The sequence below is a fragment of the Streptomyces sp. NPDC048331 genome (assembly GCF_043201215.1).
Taxonomy (GTDB): Bacteria; Actinomycetota; Actinomycetes; order Streptomycetales; family Streptomycetaceae; genus Streptomyces.
Genome location: NZ_JBICYT010000020.1, coordinates 1 through 14665 on the forward strand (window position 1 = coordinate 1; position 14665 = coordinate 14665).

At 73.1% G+C, this 14665-nt stretch carries 18 protein-coding genes; 9 read left to right on the top strand and 9 right to left on the bottom strand.

All coding sequences use genetic code 11. The annotated features are described in order from the left end of the window. Positions 1-965 (top strand): carotenoid oxygenase family protein (locus ACGFYY_RS26110; RefSeq protein WP_393712888.1); only part of this gene is annotated, 965 nt, incomplete at its 5' end. A 147-nt stretch (positions 966-1112) separates the two neighbouring features. Here ACGFYY_RS26110 and ACGFYY_RS26115 read toward each other — a convergent pair. Both ACGFYY_RS26115 and ACGFYY_RS26120 read right to left on the bottom strand, forming a co-directional pair. Further along, complete coding sequence (locus ACGFYY_RS26115; RefSeq protein ID WP_393712890.1) at positions 1113-2060, bottom strand: NADP-dependent oxidoreductase; 948 nt, start codon at positions 2058-2060, stop codon at positions 1113-1115. Between the two features lie 196 nt (positions 2061-2256). Further along, the gene (locus ACGFYY_RS26120) at positions 2257-2865 is read right to left on the bottom strand and encodes an ABATE domain-containing protein (RefSeq protein WP_393712892.1); all 609 of its coding nucleotides are present in this window, start codon (positions 2863-2865) and stop codon (positions 2257-2259) included. An 80-nt stretch (positions 2866-2945) separates the two neighbouring features. Here ACGFYY_RS26120 and ACGFYY_RS26125 point away from each other — a divergent pair, with 80 nt between their 5' ends. After that, the gene (locus ACGFYY_RS26125) at positions 2946-3740 is read left to right on the top strand and encodes an MBL fold metallo-hydrolase (RefSeq protein WP_393712894.1); all 795 of its coding nucleotides are present in this window, start codon (positions 2946-2948) and stop codon (positions 3738-3740) included. A gap of 156 nt (positions 3741-3896) precedes the next feature. Continuing rightward, on the top strand, positions 3897-4268 hold the full coding sequence (locus tag ACGFYY_RS26130) for a hypothetical protein (RefSeq protein ID WP_393712896.1): 372 nt from the start codon (positions 3897-3899) through the stop codon (positions 4266-4268). 104 nt (positions 4269-4372) lie between these two features. Here ACGFYY_RS26130 and ACGFYY_RS26135 read toward each other — a convergent pair whose 3' ends face one another. Continuing rightward, positions 4373-4765, bottom strand: a complete 393-nt coding sequence (locus tag ACGFYY_RS26135) for a hypothetical protein (RefSeq protein ID WP_393712898.1) — start codon at positions 4763-4765, stop codon at positions 4373-4375. Positions 4766-4793: 28 nt separating this feature from the next. Further along, positions 4794-5333 carry a DoxX family protein gene (locus ACGFYY_RS26140; RefSeq protein WP_393712900.1) on the bottom strand — a complete coding sequence of 180 codons (540 nt, stop codon included), beginning with the start codon at positions 5331-5333 and terminating at the stop codon, positions 4794-4796. A 125-nt stretch (positions 5334-5458) separates the two neighbouring features. Between ACGFYY_RS26140 and ACGFYY_RS26145 the strand changes: the two genes are divergently transcribed. The 4 genes from ACGFYY_RS26145 (at position 5459) to ACGFYY_RS26160 (ending at position 9628) form a co-directional block, all read left to right on the top strand. Next, on the top strand, positions 5459-7243 hold the full coding sequence (locus ACGFYY_RS26145; protein ID WP_393712902.1) for a diacylglycerol kinase family protein: 1785 nt from the start codon (positions 5459-5461) through the stop codon (positions 7241-7243). A gap of 1 nt (position 7244) precedes the next feature. Then, positions 7245-8225 (top strand): YihY/virulence factor BrkB family protein, encoded by a 981-nt coding sequence (locus tag ACGFYY_RS26150; RefSeq protein ID WP_393712904.1) that lies wholly within the window; start codon positions 7245-7247, stop codon positions 8223-8225. A gap of 70 nt (positions 8226-8295) precedes the next feature. Further along, a complete protein-coding gene (locus ACGFYY_RS26155) occupies positions 8296-9210 on the top strand; it encodes a phosphatase PAP2 family protein (RefSeq protein WP_393712906.1) in 915 nt (304 codons plus the stop codon). Between the two features lie 79 nt (positions 9211-9289). Next, on the top strand, positions 9290-9628 hold the full coding sequence (locus tag ACGFYY_RS26160) for a barstar family protein (RefSeq protein WP_393712908.1): 339 nt from the start codon (positions 9290-9292) through the stop codon (positions 9626-9628). Positions 9629-9650: 22 nt separating this feature from the next. Here the strand turns inward: ACGFYY_RS26160 and ACGFYY_RS26165 are convergent, their stop codons facing one another. The 3 genes from ACGFYY_RS26165 to ACGFYY_RS26175 form a co-directional block, all read right to left on the bottom strand. Then, positions 9651-10130, bottom strand: a complete 480-nt coding sequence (locus ACGFYY_RS26165) for a DUF4265 domain-containing protein (RefSeq protein WP_393713139.1) — start codon at positions 10128-10130, stop codon at positions 9651-9653. Between the two features lie 80 nt (positions 10131-10210). Next, the gene (locus ACGFYY_RS26170; RefSeq protein ID WP_365265903.1) at positions 10211-10405 is read right to left on the bottom strand and encodes a hypothetical protein; all 195 of its coding nucleotides are present in this window, start codon (positions 10403-10405) and stop codon (positions 10211-10213) included. A 130-nt stretch (positions 10406-10535) separates the two neighbouring features. Further along, entirely contained in the window at positions 10536-10895 is a 360-nt protein-coding gene (locus tag ACGFYY_RS26175) for a carboxymuconolactone decarboxylase (protein WP_365265901.1), read from the bottom strand. Between the two features lie 236 nt (positions 10896-11131). Between ACGFYY_RS26175 and ACGFYY_RS26180 the strand changes: the two genes are divergently transcribed. Together ACGFYY_RS26180 and ACGFYY_RS26185 are read left to right on the top strand one after the other, a co-directional pair. After that, positions 11132-12313 carry a UDP-N-acetylglucosamine--N-acetylmuramyl-(pentapeptide) pyrophosphoryl-undecaprenol N-acetylglucosamine transferase gene (locus ACGFYY_RS26180; RefSeq protein ID WP_365265899.1) on the top strand — a complete coding sequence of 394 codons (1182 nt, stop codon included), beginning with the start codon at positions 11132-11134 and terminating at the stop codon, positions 12311-12313. A 55-nt stretch (positions 12314-12368) separates the two neighbouring features. Next, positions 12369-13220 (top strand): alpha/beta fold hydrolase, encoded by an 852-nt coding sequence (locus tag ACGFYY_RS26185; protein ID WP_393712912.1) that lies wholly within the window; start codon positions 12369-12371, stop codon positions 13218-13220. A 55-nt stretch (positions 13221-13275) separates the two neighbouring features. Here the strand turns inward: ACGFYY_RS26185 and ACGFYY_RS26190 are convergent, their stop codons facing one another. Together ACGFYY_RS26190 and ACGFYY_RS26195 are read right to left on the bottom strand one after the other, a co-directional pair. Next, entirely contained in the window at positions 13276-14169 is an 894-nt protein-coding gene (locus ACGFYY_RS26190; RefSeq protein ID WP_393712914.1) for an NAD(P)H-binding protein, read from the bottom strand. Next, a complete protein-coding gene (locus tag ACGFYY_RS26195; protein WP_393712916.1) occupies positions 14166-14606 on the bottom strand; it encodes a nuclear transport factor 2 family protein in 441 nt (146 codons plus the stop codon). The genes ACGFYY_RS26190 and ACGFYY_RS26195 overlap by 4 nt, the downstream gene beginning before the upstream one ends. Positions 14607-14665: the final 59 nt, after the last annotated feature.

The following is a 14665-nucleotide window of genomic DNA, read 5'->3' on the forward strand; positions in this document are numbered from 1 at the left end:
CGTACGACTTCGACGGCACACTGCGCACCGCCATGACCGCGCACCCCAAGGAAGACCCCGTGACCGGGGAACTCCACTTCTTCGGCTCCTCGCCCTTCCCGCCGTTCCTGACCCACTACGTCGCCGACACCAAGGGCGCCATCACCCACAGCGCCGAGGTCCCCGGGGCGACCGCCTCCCTCAAGCACGACTTCGCCATCACCCGCCGGCACGTCGTCTTCGTCGAGGGCAACGTCACCTTCGACCACACCGAGAGCTCGGGCATCCCGTACAGCTGGAGCGATCACCAGCCCTCCCGCATCGGCGTCATGCCCCGTGGCGAGGACGGCGCCCGCCACACCCGCTGGTTCTCCATCGAGCCGGGGAACATGCTCCACGTCTCCAACGCCTACGAGGACGGCCAGGGCCGCATCGTCCTGGAAGGCCCCACCGTCGACCGTGAGGGCTTCCGGCTCTCCTGGAACTGGTGGATCGGCGCCCCCGAGCGCGGCAGCGAGCCGGTCACCCGCTCCTACACCCGCCGCTGGGTGCTCGACCTGATCGCGGGCTCCGTCGACGAGCAGATCATCGACGACCTTCCCGTCGAGTTCCCCACCCTCAACGAGGACTACCTCGGCGCCGAGAACCGCTACCAGTACGCGGTCTCCTTCCCCGACGAGAAGGGCTTCGGCGGCTACGGCATCGTCAAGTACGACCGCACGACCGGCGCCCGCCGCATCCACCGGATCGGCGACGCCCGCATGCCGAGCGAAGCCGTCTTCGTCCCCGCCACCGGCGCCACCGGCGAGGACGACGGCTACCTCCTCACCGTCGTCTCCGACCTCAAGCAGAACGCCTCGCAGCTCCTGGTCCTCGACGCCTCGGGCCTCGACCGCATCGCCACCGTTCACCTCCCCCACCGCGTCAGCGCCGGACTCCACGGTTCCTGGATCCCCGACAGCACCCTGGACCGTTCCGCGGGCTGACCCTGAGCGGGGGTGGGCCGCGCACCGCCGCGTCCACCCCCGCTCACCCGAAACGGCCCTCCCCCCGGGGCCGACTGCCGGAGCCGCGAGCGTCTCGCGGCTCCGGCACCCTTCTTCCACCGACCGCGCGCGCCCGCTCGACGACGGTCAGGGCGTGATGACGAGCTTGCCGCGGACATGCCCGTGCAGGAGGGCGGTGCGGGCCTCGTCGACGGAGGTGAGGGGGTACGCGCGGGTCTCGGCGACGCGCAGGCCGCCCGCCGTGACCCCGGTGGCGAGACGGGCCATGTCCTCGCCGGTGGCGCGGTAGGCGAAGTTCACCGCCCTGACCCCCCGGGCAGCGAGCGCGTCGGGGTCGGTGGCGAAGACCGTGCTGAGCAGCCGGCCGCCGTCGCGCAACAGAGGTGCGATACGCGTGGAGACGGTCTCGGCGTCGTCGGCGAGGTCGATCACGGCGTCGATGCCGTCGGGGTGCGCGGAGCGGACCGCGTCGGCGACATCGGTGGTGCGGTGATCGATGGTCTCGGCCGCGCCCAGGGAGCGGGCGTACTCGTGGTCCGAGGCGGCCGCGACGGCGATGACGTGGGCGCCTCGGTCGGCGGCCATCTGCAGCGCGTAGGAGCCGACGCCGCCGGTCGCGCCGACCACCAGGAGCTTCTCACCCTCGGTCAGGCCGAGCCAGTCCACCACGCTCTGCGCGGTTCCGCCGGTCATCGGCAGTGCCGCGGCGGCCACGGGGTCCAAGCTCTCGGGGCGGAGTGCGAGGGCCGCCTGCTGGGGGGCGGTCATGTATTCGGCGAAGGAGCCGTGCGCGAAGGAGCGCGGCCAGACCAGGCCGAACACCTCGTCGCCGACGGTGAAGTCGGCGCCCTCGCCGGCCGCGGTCACCGTACCGGACACGTCGAAGCCGAGGGTGAGGGGGAAGGAGAACTCGGCTCCCGAGCCGGCCAACTCTCCGCCGGCCGTCTTGAAGTCGAGCGGATTGACTCCCGCCGCACGCACTCTGATCTGCACCTCGCCCGGCCCGGGGTCCGGAACGGGAACGTCCCGAAGGCTAGGGGTGTCGCCGAAGGCGTCGATGACGTAAGCGCGCATAGCGGGGCCTTTCAGGAGGGGCCGTCGGCCCCCTACGGCCAGAGGCGGAGGACGGCCGGACGCCGGCATGGTCCGCAACGGATCATCGCCCGGGAACGCCGGGCGGACCCGCCCAGCACACCCCGGTCACCCAGGGCCGACCCGGACGGCGTATCCGAAGGCGACGACGGCGACGACGACTGCGACGACAGCGGCGTCATTCCGTCCCGGGCCGGCTGCGGCGGGCGTAGGCGCGGGCGGCGCGGGCCCGGTCGCCACAGCGGGTGGAGCACCAGTGGCGGCGGCCCTGGCGGAGCAGGTAGCGGTTGCAGGGGGTGGAACCGCAAGCGGTGAGGCGTTCGGCGTCCGGGGAGGTGAGGAGGTCGGCGGCGTCGGCGGCGAGTGCGGCCAGCGCGTGGTCGAGGATCGCGGTGGTGGGGTGGGTCGTGGCGCGGTAGGGGCCGTTCTTGTCGTCCCACCGCAGCAGGGGGGCGGTGGGGACGCGCGTCATCGCGTCATTGACGGCCCGGACGGCGGCGGGGAGGGCGGGAAGGCCCGCGGCACGGGCCGCGAACAGTGACCTGACCTGCTCGCGCAGCGAGCGCAGCTGCGTCGTGCACATCTCCTGGATTCCGGCGTCGACCGGGGCGAGGTCGCGTTCCGCCAGCCAACGGTTCGCCCGCTTCGGGGTTCCCAAGAGGTCGACGGTGTGTCCGCCGGGCCGCGCAACGGCGCTGTTGGCGAGCGCGAGGGAGATGTGCTCCTCCTCGCCCTGGGCGGGGGGCGGGACGGGCTCTTCCATCGCGGACTCCTTCACATTCCTCATGGTACGCCTTGCGGTCATCCGTGAGAAGCACGTACGGTCACCTCACGGTTCAATCGAATCCATCCGTGAGGTGTACTCCCATGTCCGCTGCGCCCATACCGACAGAGCGATTCCCCGTCCGCGTTCTCGGCGGCCCGACCGCCCTCTTCGAGTACGGAGGCCTGCGCTTCCTGACCGACCCGACCTTCGACGGTCCCGGCGACTACCCGGCGCCCGGCGTGACCCTGACCAAGACCGCCCCCTCCGCCTCGACCCCCGGCGACCTCGGCCCCATCGACGTGGTCCTGCTCTCCCATGACGAGCACCCCGACAACCTCGACACCTCCGGCCGAGCCCTGCTCGCGGGCGTCCCGCTCACCCTCACCACCCCCGCCGGCGCGCGGCGCCTGGGCGACAGGGCGAAGGGTCTGGCCGACTGGGAATCCGTCGAACTGAACCGCCCGGGCGGCGGCAGCGTGACCGTCACCGGCGTTCCCGCCGTTCACGGACCCGGGGCGCGCGAGGAGGTGGAACCGATCCTCGGCCAGGTCGTCGGCTTCGTCCTGACCGGCGAGGGCCTGCCCACCGTCCACATCAGCGGCGACAACGCCTCACTCACCGCGGTCAAGGAGATCGCCGAGCGCTTCGCCCCGGTGGACACCGCCATCCTCTTCGCCGGAGCCCCCCGCTTCCCCGTCCTCTTCGACGGGCGGCCGATCGTCCTGGACAGCCCGCAGGCCGCCGAGGCCGCCCGGATCCTCGATGCCCGCCGCGTCGTTCCCGTCCACTGCGACAGCTGGGCCCACTTCACCGAAGGCCACGCCGAGCTGGAGGCCGCCTTCGCCGCCGCCGGACTGACCGACCGCCTGGACCCGGACTGGCGACGGCTGCCCTGAGCGGGGGGCGGGGGCCTGTCACGCGCCTGTGACAGTCGACGGACAGCTTCATGAAACCCCGAGGTCATTCTTTTCAACAGAGAGCAAAACGGGACAAACCGCCCGAGATTCTCTGGAACCGAACCCCTCCCCCCACCTCACATCGGAGTCACTCCCATGGTCCGCACCTCCCGGAAGCAGCGTTACGCGATGCTCGCCGTCTCGGCCGCGATCGTCGGAGGCGGCGTGCTGATACCCAGCAGCGCCTTCGCCGCGACGACCACCGCACGGACGACCCCGCCCACCGCCGGACAGGTGGACCACGCCAGGAGCGGCCACGACCACCACGACAAGAAGAACGACCGACACAACGACAAGAGCAGGAAGAACCAGAAGCACCAGGGCAAGAAGAACAAGGTCCGCGACATCGAGAACATGCCCGGCTGCAAGTTCTACCAGGGCAAGGTCTACTGCGAACACAAGCCCGACAAGCCCGCACCCGCCCCGGCACCGGCACCGGCACCGGCACCCGCTCCGGCCCCGAAGTAGAACCCCACCGCACAGCACTCCGCACCCACCCCGTGACACACGGTCACACACGCGCCCGATCAGCCCCTGCCGGACCCCGACCCACCGGGGACCGGACAGGGGCCTCAGCCGTCCTCGGGTCGGACCGTCCTCTCGTCCGGCCCGGTCCGCAGGTCCAGCATGGCGAGCAGGGCCGCCAGGTCGTCGGGGCCGGCCGTACGGGACACAACCGCCTCGTGGGCGCGCTCCCGACGGCCGGCGGCGGCCCCCGCAGAGGCGTCGTCCCCGCACCGCGGCTCGCCCGTGGCACCCGCCCCGGAACCGACCTCCCTGCCGGAGAACGACCGGCGCTCGGCCGCCCCTGCGCAGGTGGGGCCGATGGCCGGGCGCCTACGCCGCCGCGCGCTCCGGGTGACGCCGGCCAGGACCTCCGCCAGGAAGCGCGGGCGCAGTGCGCTCGGCCGGAGCGGCGGACCGATGGGTATCCGCAGGGCGTTGCGGCGGGCGGCGTCTGCCATGTCGTCCTCCTACCTGTTCGGTCGGGGCTCAGCGGGAGCCGGTGAGGGAGACGGCAACTCCCTTGGCCCGGTGGACCGTACGCGACGCGGCCGCTTCGACGGGGCGCCGGACGGCATCCACCGGGTGGCGGTGGTCGAGCACGTGCCGAGAACGGTAGGCGAGCGAGGGCTTGCCGTGGGTGTCCGCGGCGGCGATGAGGAGCCCTCCCAACGTGGAGAGGTCGGCCAGGAAGTGGGCGCGTTGCCGCGCGCGCTCCTCCGGGTCCTCCACCGTCCAGAAGGCATGGGCGGTGAGGGAGGTCGGCACGAGTGTGGCGGCGAGCGTGAGCGCGCTCAGGCGCGGGACCCGCCCGGTCGCGAACAGCAGAGCCGCCGCGGCCTGGACCGTGCCGGTGACGCGCACCAACCGCAGCGGATCCCCGGCAAGGGCCGGGATGCGCTTCCCGACCTCCCGGACGACGGGTCCGGCCACTTCGGCGACGGTCTCGGGGCGGCGCAGGGTGCGTAGTCCGCCGGTGACGAACGGGGCGGCGAGCAGGGGGCGGGCGAGCTTTCGAAGAACGGCCATGGCCCGCTGTTGCCCCGACCCCGCCCGTCCATCCGGGCGGATCCACCCGGACCGTCGCCGTCGCTTTCCCTGGTCGACGCGTCGGCGGGACGCATGACCGGGCCGGGGCGGGCAACACGCCGTCAATGAGCAACGCACACACCGCAGGCATGAGACCCGGCCGCCTCCTCCTGCTGCTGCCCTTGCAGGCGGCCTCGTTCGCCGGTCTGGGATTGCTGGTGACCGGGCCGCTGGCCGGCCGATGGCCCCTCTCGGTGGAGGACGGTGTCAACCGGGCCGTGGCGGACCGGCGTGAGGCCCTCGCCACGGCGGTCTCGGAGGGGATGTCACTCCTGGCCTCCACCGAGAGCATCGTCACGCTGACACTCGTCGCCGTGCTGGCCCTGCTACTGGTCCCCCGGGTCCGCCGGTGGCGGGATGCCGCGTTCCTGGCCGGGTCCGTGGCTGCGCAGTCCGCCGTTTTCCTGTTCGTCACCATGGTGGTGGGCCGTGCCCGGCCCGACGTGCCGCACCTGGACGCGGCGCCGCCGACCTCCAGCTTCCCCTCCGGGCACGTCGGGGCTGCCACGGCGCTCTTCGGTGGACTCGCCGTGCTCGCGGCCGGGCGGTTGCGCGGTGCCCGGCGCGTCCTGGTGTTGGGTCTGCTCCTGCTGGTGCCGGCGGCCGTGGCCGTCTCCCGGGTGTACCGGGGCATGCACCATCCCTCGGATGTCGTGGTGGGGCTGCTCAACGGCGGGTGCACTTTGCTGGTGATGGCGTACGCGCTGTTCCCGTCCAGGCCCGGTGCGAGCATCCCGACGGGCCTCTCCGCGCCCCGGAGCCGCCCGGACGACGACGTCCACGCCGCCACCCCGACGCCCGCTGCCACCCCGATGCCCGCTGCCACCGCTCCCGACGCCCTCGCCCCTTCCGCCCGTTCGACCCGTGTCGACGCTCCCGCCGGACCCCGCCGGGCCGTGGTGGTCCGCCACCCGCACGGCTGCGGCGACGACACGGCCGCGCGGGTACGGGCCCTCCTACGCGACCACGGTTACCGGGACCAGGTGTGGACCCCGACCACCGCCGAGGAGCCCGCGGGCGCGCTCGCCGCCCGCGTGGCCGAGGCGGACACCGCCCTGGTGGTGGTCTGCGGGGGCGACGGCACGGTACGGGCCTGCGCCGACGTGTTGTCCGGCGGCGCGATCCCGCTGGCTGTCGTCCCCTGCGGCACCGGCAACCTCCTCGCCCGCAACCTGCGGCTGCCCTCCGATCCCGACGCGGCCCTGCGGGAGGCCCTGGCCGGGACCGCCGTCGGGATCGACCTGGGCCGGATCCACGGTGACGGCCTCGAGCCGACCCGGTTCACGGTCATGGCCGGGGCCGGATTCGACGCCGCCATGGTCCGGGACGCCTCCGCCCGGCTCAAGCAGCGTCTGGGCTGGGTCGCGTACGTACTCTCCGCCCTACGCCACCTCGGCGATCCCCGGATGCGCCTGTCGGTCCGGCTCGACGGGGGCGCACCGCTGGAGCGGCGGGCCCGCATGGTCGTCCTCGGCAACGTCGGCTCGCTGCAGGGCGGGCTCCCCCTCCTGCCGGACGCCCGACCCGACAGCGGCCGGTTGGACGTGGTGCTCCTCGATCCGCGGGGCGTCGCGGGATGGCTCGCGGCAGCCGGGCACCTCCTGACGCGTTCGGCGACGCGGACACCCGGGCCGCGCCGCGCCACCGGTCCGAACCGGCGGCCGGCGCACGGGGCGTTGGAGTACTTCAGTGCCGAACGGATCGACCTGTGCTTCGCCCGACCCCAGCCGCGCGAGGTCGACGGCGACGCCTTCGCCGCCGGAACCCGGCTGACGGCGGAGGTCGAGCCGGGTGCGCTGCGCGTCTACCTGCCCGCCCCCGGGCCGGCCGAGCCGATCGGGGTGCGCTGACATGGGCACCGCCACCCGCGTACCCCAGCGCAGCGAGGTGGAGGCGGCGGAGGCCGAGCTGCGGGTCCGGGGCGAGGAGCTCTCCGCCGAGGAGGCGTGGGCCGCGCTGCGCCGCTACGGCGGCTGGAACCTCGTACGGGACTCCTTTCTCCGGTTCCGGTACGCCGACGGGTTCAGCCACTCCCGGGCCCTCGCCCTCCAGACGGTCCTCGCGATCCTGCCGCTCGCCATCGCGCTCATCGGCCTGTCCGGAGTGCTGCACACCGAGGACATCGGGCGGATGGCGGAGCTGACGATCCGCCGGCTCGTCAGCGGTCCCAGCCAGGGGGTCGTGGACGACGCCCTGCGGGAGAGCCGCCGGCAGGCCGGGGACGGTGGCGAGGTGGCCCTCTGGCTGGGTCTGCTGTTCTCGATCGCCAACGTCACCACCGGCATGTGCCAGGTCGAGCGCGGCGCCAACCGGATCTACGGCGTGGAGCGCGACCGCCCCTTCCTGCGCAAGTACACCCGTGGACTGTTGATGGCGCTGTCGGCGGGGCTGCCCCTCGGGCTCGCCTTCTCGGTCACCGTACTCGGCTCCGACCTGGGTCGCGCGATGACGGAGGTGTACCACCTGGGACCCACCACCCATCAGGTGTGGGAGGTGCTGCGCCGGCCGGTGGGCATCCTGCTGGCCGTGGTGGCCACCAGCGCCGTCTTCCGCCGCTCCCCACGACGCACCCAACCGGGCTACACCTGGCTCGCCTTCGGCGCCGCCGTCTACCTGGTGCTGTGGCTCGGCGCGACGTCGGCGCTGAGCGTGTACGTCGGGGCCGACAGCTCCTTCACCACCGTGTACGGGCCGCTCAGCGCGGTCATGGCACTGATGTTGTGGTCCTACCTCACCTCGCTCGCCCTCTTCCTGGGCCTGTCCTTCGCCGCCCAACTGGAAGCCGTACGGGCGGGCGTGGACGAGCCGGTCACGGCGGACCCGGGGAGCTGAGGCACCGCACCGCCCCCCACGGTCCCGCGGGACCCTGCCCCACCGTACGGAGAAAGGAACCCCACCGACGATGACGGAGCGATCCGACCGAACCCGACCCGAGCCCCGAACCGGACACCAGCCCCGGTCCCGGCCCCGATCCCGGCGCCTCCCTCGGCGGCTGCTCGCGCGACTGGTGTCCGGGCGGACCGGGCCCGACGCCCGGTTCGGCATGCGGCTGGTGGCGACCTCGGCCGCGACCGCCCTGGCGGCGGTGCCCTTCTCGCTCGCGCTGGTCCTGGTGGAGTCGCGGTGGCCGCCGCTGCGCCGCCTCGACCAGGGTGCCGCGGAGTGGCTGCACCGCACCGCGCTCGACCACCCCGCCTGGGTGCGGGTGCTCGAATTCCTCACGCACGTGGCCTGGGGGCCGCTGACCATGCGGCTGTTGGTGGCCGCGGTGGTGGTGTGGCTGCTGTGGCGCCGGGCGCTGCGGCTGGCCGCGTGGGCGGCCGTGACCGCCGTCGCGAGTGGCCTGGTGGGCCTGTTGGCGAAGAACGTGGTCGAGCGCGCCCGGCCACACCTGCCCGACCCGGTGTCCCACGCGCCCGGCTTCTCCTTCCCCTCCGGACACGCCATGACGGCCACCACTTCCTGCGCCGTACTGCTCCTGGTCCTGCTCCCGCTGGTACCGCGGGCGTGGCGCGTACCGGCCTGGGCGCTCGCCGTGGCGGCGGTGCTCGGCGTCGGCGGCACGCGGGTCGCGCTCGGCGTCCACTGGGTGAGCGACGTGGTCGGGGGCTGGCTGCTCGGCCTCGCCGTGGTCACCGCCACCACCCTGGCCTTCGAGGCGTGGCGCGGCGACATCGGCCGCCCGCGCACCACGCCCGCCCAGGGCCTCGAACCGGAGCTGGTGACGGCCCGTCCGGAGCCGCCGGCCGGCGGCGGGGACACCCCGACCACCGCGCGTCGGTCGGAACCGCTGGATGAGTCCCGACGGGCTTCCTAGAGCGGGCGGATGACCGGGCTACGGGTCGTCGCTGATCGGGATGCGTGGCGAAGCGGGTTCGAGGAGCGGGTGCCGGCCCGTGACCGGCCTGGGGTTCCCCGACCGCTGCGGCCACAACCTCGACGCGCTCGACGACCGGCTCGGCGATGTGCCGCGCCACGGCCCGTACGACGACTCACCGGAAGGCACGGGGCTCGTCCTGTCCGACACCGACTACGACCGGTTCGCCGCCGCCTGCCCACGGTCCGCCCAGATCGTTCGGGACATCATCGCCGACCAGGCTCGCCGCGCCGCGGTGATGCGGCGCCGCTCCTTCGGCCTGATCCACAGCGATGACCCTGCCATCCGGTTCGAACCGGCCGGCGCCATGCCCGTCATGGGGAACAGCGAGGAATGGCTCGACGCCCAGCGCCGGTGAGCCGGTGGCCGCGTCAGGGGCCTCAATCCGAGGCGGTGGCCCTCCAGGCAGCGGTGACACACCCCTCCTCCCAGTGCCACCAGCCCTTGGTGTCACCGTGTTCCAGGAGCTCGCGGATCTTCGGAAGGTCCGCCGTCGGCGGGACGTCCAGGGCCACCATCCGGTACTGCTCGAGACCCTCACCGGTCGTACCGAGGCGGTGGAAGACCTCCAGGACGCTCTGCCGGGCAGCGACCGAACCGCCATCCTTCAGCACGATCAGCCGGATCGTGCAGTTCTCCGAAGCCCGGACCGTCTCCCCGGCCCAGCGGACGCCGCCGTCGTCGACCTCCACCCGGACGATGTCGTCGCTCGCGACTCCGCGTACGAACCACGGTGTGTTGTCCAACCGCACGGTGTCATCGCCGAGGTCGACGGCCCACAGACTCTCGACGCCCACCGGCGGCCGGCCGTCCTCGCCCATGTCCATCCGGAAGTGGACCTTCACGTGGTCGGTACCCATGTTCGTCACCGCACCATCATGCACACCACTCGACCGTGCCCTCGGCCCGCCCGCCCAGGGGCCTTTGCGGGCCGTCCGACCTACAGCGGCAGGGCCAGACGGGACGCGATACGGAAGCGCATCTCCCCCGCCGCCTGCCGGACCTCCTCGGGCTGTCCGTCGTCGTCGAGTACTTCGAGGAGGACCATCAAGGCTCTCGCCTCGTCCCCGCTCAGCAGTTTCAGGCGTGGTTCGGTGACCCCGTCGAGGAGCACGTCCAGCAGGTCTTCGGTCATGCCGGGAACAACGCCCGAGGGCCCCGTCCGTCACCCGAGCCGCCGGGCGCGCACCCGCACGCCCCGTCGGCCGGAGCGGTCCTCAGGGGTTCGCCGACCGGCGCGCAGGGCGGGTCCGGTCGGGCAACGATCAGGACGCCTTGTGGCGGCTCTCGGATTCGGCGTTGGCCATGGCTTCGGCTTCGCTTTCCAGCATCGCTATGGCCACGCCGAACGCCTGGGCGATGTGGGCGGCGGCCGACATGACGCGTGCGGTGCCCACGACGGGGGCGATCGCGACGAGCACGTCCTGGAGCTGCTCGACGGTGAAGTCGGCCTTGACCGCGGGGCTGATGTGGGCGAGGTAGGAGATGGCCGGGGCGTCCATGGCGACGAGGGCGGCGATGCGGGTGGTGATGAGCGTCTTCTCGTCCATGCCGCAGTGCTCGATGGAGTCGATGGTCATCGCGGCGAGCGTGTCGAGAACGGGAGCGTCGGACCTGGTGGCCATGACGGAACCGCCTTTCGTGCTGAACTGAGCCGGCCGCGCCGGCCCTGACCGCGGGACCAGGGGCGTGTCGGCGGGGTGCCGTTTCAGCGTAGTCGTCCACCGTAGGCCGCGCCCGTTGGACTGTCCGGGTGGATCGGGGCCACCAGGACGCTGCGCGGAGCAGCCGGTCGAGGGGCCTTCGGCGGTCCGCCGACCCGATCGAAGGCCACGGGTGGAACGGACAGTAGGGTTGCCGGATGGACGCTTCCTCGCACCCCCGTCCCTTCCGCCTGCTCGTGACGGGCGGTGGGACCGGCGGTCACACCTACCCTGCCCTGACAGCGATCCGCACGTTGCGTGGCCGTCTCGCGGCCGAAGGCGCCACGCTCGACGTGCTGTGGATCGGAACCGCGGACGGTCTGGAGGCGCGCGTCGCCCCGGCGGAGGGCATCGCGTTCCGGACGGTCGCCACGGGGAAGATCCGTAGATCGGCGAATCCTCTGAAGATGCTCTCGGCGGCGAATGTCAAGGACATGGCACGGGTGCCGCTCGGAGTGGCCCAGGCCCGTACGATCGTGTCCGAGTTCCGGCCGGACGTGGTCCTGGCGACGGGCGGGTACGTGGCCGTTCCGGCCGGGCTGGCCGCCCGGTTGTGCAAGCGTCCGCTGGTCCTGCACGAGCAGACGGTCCGGCTGGGACTGGCGAACCGGAAGCTGGCCGGATCGGCCACGCGGATCGCGGTGTCCTCCGAGTCGTCCCTGCCGCTGCTGCCGGCCGAGGTGCGCGACCGGGCCGTGGTCACCGGGAACCCGGTGCGGCCCGAGATCCTGACCGGGCACCCCGACAAGGCGGTCCACGCGCTGAACCTGACGGGGTTCGACCGGCGTCTTCCCACCGTCTACGTCACCGGCGGGGCGCAGGGCGCCCAGCAGATCAACGGCGTGGTGCGGGAGGTCCTTCCGTGGCTGCTGGGTCACGCGAACGTGATCCACCAGTGCGGGCCCGCCAACGTCGACGAGCTGCGGTCCGCCGCCGCGGCCCTCGATCCGTTCCTCGCGGGCCGGTACCACCTGACGGGCTTCGTCGGGCCGGAGCTGCCGGACGTACTGGCGCTCGCCGATGTGGTGGTGTCCCGGTCCGGTGCGGGGACGCTGGCGGAGCTGACCGCGCTGGGCAAGCCCGCGGTGTTCGTGCCGCTGGCCACCTCGGCCGGGAACGAGCAGGCGCACAACGCGCGGCACCTGGCGGATGCGGGCGCCGCGGTGGCCCTGCTCGGTGAGGTCACCGGGCGGACCCTCGCGGAGGCGGTCGGTCCGCTGCTGACCGACCCCGCGGGACGGACGGCGATGGCGGCGCGGGCCCGTGCGTACGGGCGGCCGGACGCCGCCGACCGACTCGTGGACGTGCTGCTGTCCGCGGCGGCGGGTCCTACCGACTGACCGATGCCTCCCGTCCGTGGGCATGACGGGACGGGACGGGCGAGGAGGTGCCGTGGTGGCCGAGCGTGTGATCGAGACCGACGGCATCGAGTTGTGCACCGAGTCCTTCGGCGATCCGGCGGATCCGCCCGTCCTGCTCATCATGGGCCTGGGGGCTTCGATGCTCTGGTGGGAGGAGGACTTCTGCCGGATGCTCGCCGCGGGCGGGCGGTTCGTGATCCGCTACGACCACCGGGACACGGGCCGGTCGGTCACCTACGAGCCGGGCCGCCCCGGGTACACCGGCGCGGACCTGGTCGCCGACGCCGTCCGGGTGCTCATCGCCCATGAGGTCCCGGCCGCGCACGTCGTGGGTGTCTCGGCGGGCGGGGCCCTCGCGCAGTTGCTCGCGCTCGATCACGCGGACCGCGTGCTCTCGCTCGTCCTGATCAGTACCTCCCCCGCGGTGCCCGACCGCGGCGAGCTGCCCGCGGACCTGCCCCCGCCGACCAAGGAGTTCGCACGGTTCGTCTCGGCCACCCCGGTCGACCGGCCGGACACCGATTCGGTGATCGACCAGCAGGTGGCCTACGCGAGGGTGCTCGCGGGAGGGCGGCGCCCGTTCGACGAGGATGGCGCACGCGCCCTCGTCCGCCGCGATGTCGAGCGCGCGCACGATGTCGACGCGGCCCGCAACCACGACTCGCTGACGGACGGCCAGGTCCCCGAGGCTCCCCTGTCCTCGATCGCCGTACCCACGCTGGTGATCCACGGGACCGCCGATCCGATGTTCCCGCTCCGGCACGGTGAGGTGCTCGCGGAACGGATCCCCGGGGCGCGGCTGTTGGCCCTGGAGGACGCCGGGCACGGCGTCGATCGCGCCGACTGGCCGACCGTCGCCGCCGCGATCCTCGACCACACCGCCTAGGTCGTCGCTTTCGGATCTTGCCGGATGAGCCCGGCAGGATCCGGCAGATGCACACCTAGGGCGCGTCCGTCGGCGCCGGTCGGGCGGAGAGCTCCCGTGCGGCGACCGTCCGGAAATCGCGGGGAGGGCGGCCGGTCAGGCGGAGGACGGTGTCCGTGGTGCGGTCCTCGGCTCCGTCGGCGATGGCGCGGTCCATCCCGGCCAGCATCGCGGCGAACTCCGGCGGGACGGCCGCGGCCAGGCGGTCGCGCAGGGCCTCGTAGGTCAACCGGTGGTGGGCCACCGGGCGGCCGGTGACCTCGGTGAGGGCCGCCGCGATGTCGTCGTGGCTCAACGCCTCCGGTCCGGTGAGGACGAGGTCGCCGTCAGGGGCGCGATCGTCGGTGAGGGCGTGGGCCGCGACGGCGGCGATGTCGTCGGCGTCGACGAAACCGACGCGGCCCGTCCCGGCCGCGGTCAGGATGACGCCGTCGGCGCGGATGCTGTCGGCGTGGGCGTGGGTGCCGGTGAAGTTCTGCATGAACCAGGAGGGGCGCAGTACCGCCCATTCGTCGAACAGGCCGGGCAGGGCCCGGTGCACCTGTCCGACCGCCGGGCCGCCCTCGGTGATCGCCGATGAGCTCAGGAGTACGGCGCGCCGCACGCCGGCGGCGCGGGCCCGGTCGAGGAAGGGCAGCATGACCGCCGCCGGGTCCGGATCGCCGACGGGTGGCACCAGGTAGACGCTGTCGGCCCCGGCGACGGCGTCGCCGAAGCACGTGGTGTCGTACCAGTCGAAGCGGACCGGCTCGGCGCCCGGGACCGGTGCGGCCCGGCGGCTGCCGGCCTTGACGTGTCGGCCGGCGGCGACGAGGTGGGCCGTGGTGCGGCTGCCGGTGGTGCCGGTCGCGCCGATGACCAGGGTGGCGGGGGCGGTAGGCGCGGTACGGGCGGTGGCGGTGGCGGTCATCGGGCGCTGCTCCTGGTGGGGTGCGTGGTCAAGGCCGCCCCGGGTTCCTGGACGGCGAGGGGGTTCCAGTAGTCGCGGTACGAGGTGAACCGCCCGTCCTGGACGGTCACGACGGCGATGTAGGTCATGTCGAAGGGCTTCCCGGTCGCGACCAGACGGCCCACTCCGCGCATCTCGACCACGAGGGTGCCCGGTGCGGTGGTCTCGTGGATCCGCAGGTCGGGGAAGTCGTGCAGATCGATGTGGTCGGGATAGTCGCGCATGTAGGCGGCGACGGCCTCCCGTCCTTCCAGTCGCCGGGGCCGACCCGGGGGCGCGAAGGGGAACTCCATGACTCCGTGCTCGGCCCACAGGGCGACCCAGGAGGCGATGTCCTTCTCCAGGAGCAGGCGGAGGCTGTGGCGGTACAGATCCGCGGGTGAGGTGGTCGTGGGCACGACGGTTCTCCGTCCACTACGATACGGACCGACGGTCCGTTTCTCTCCTCCGAAAGATA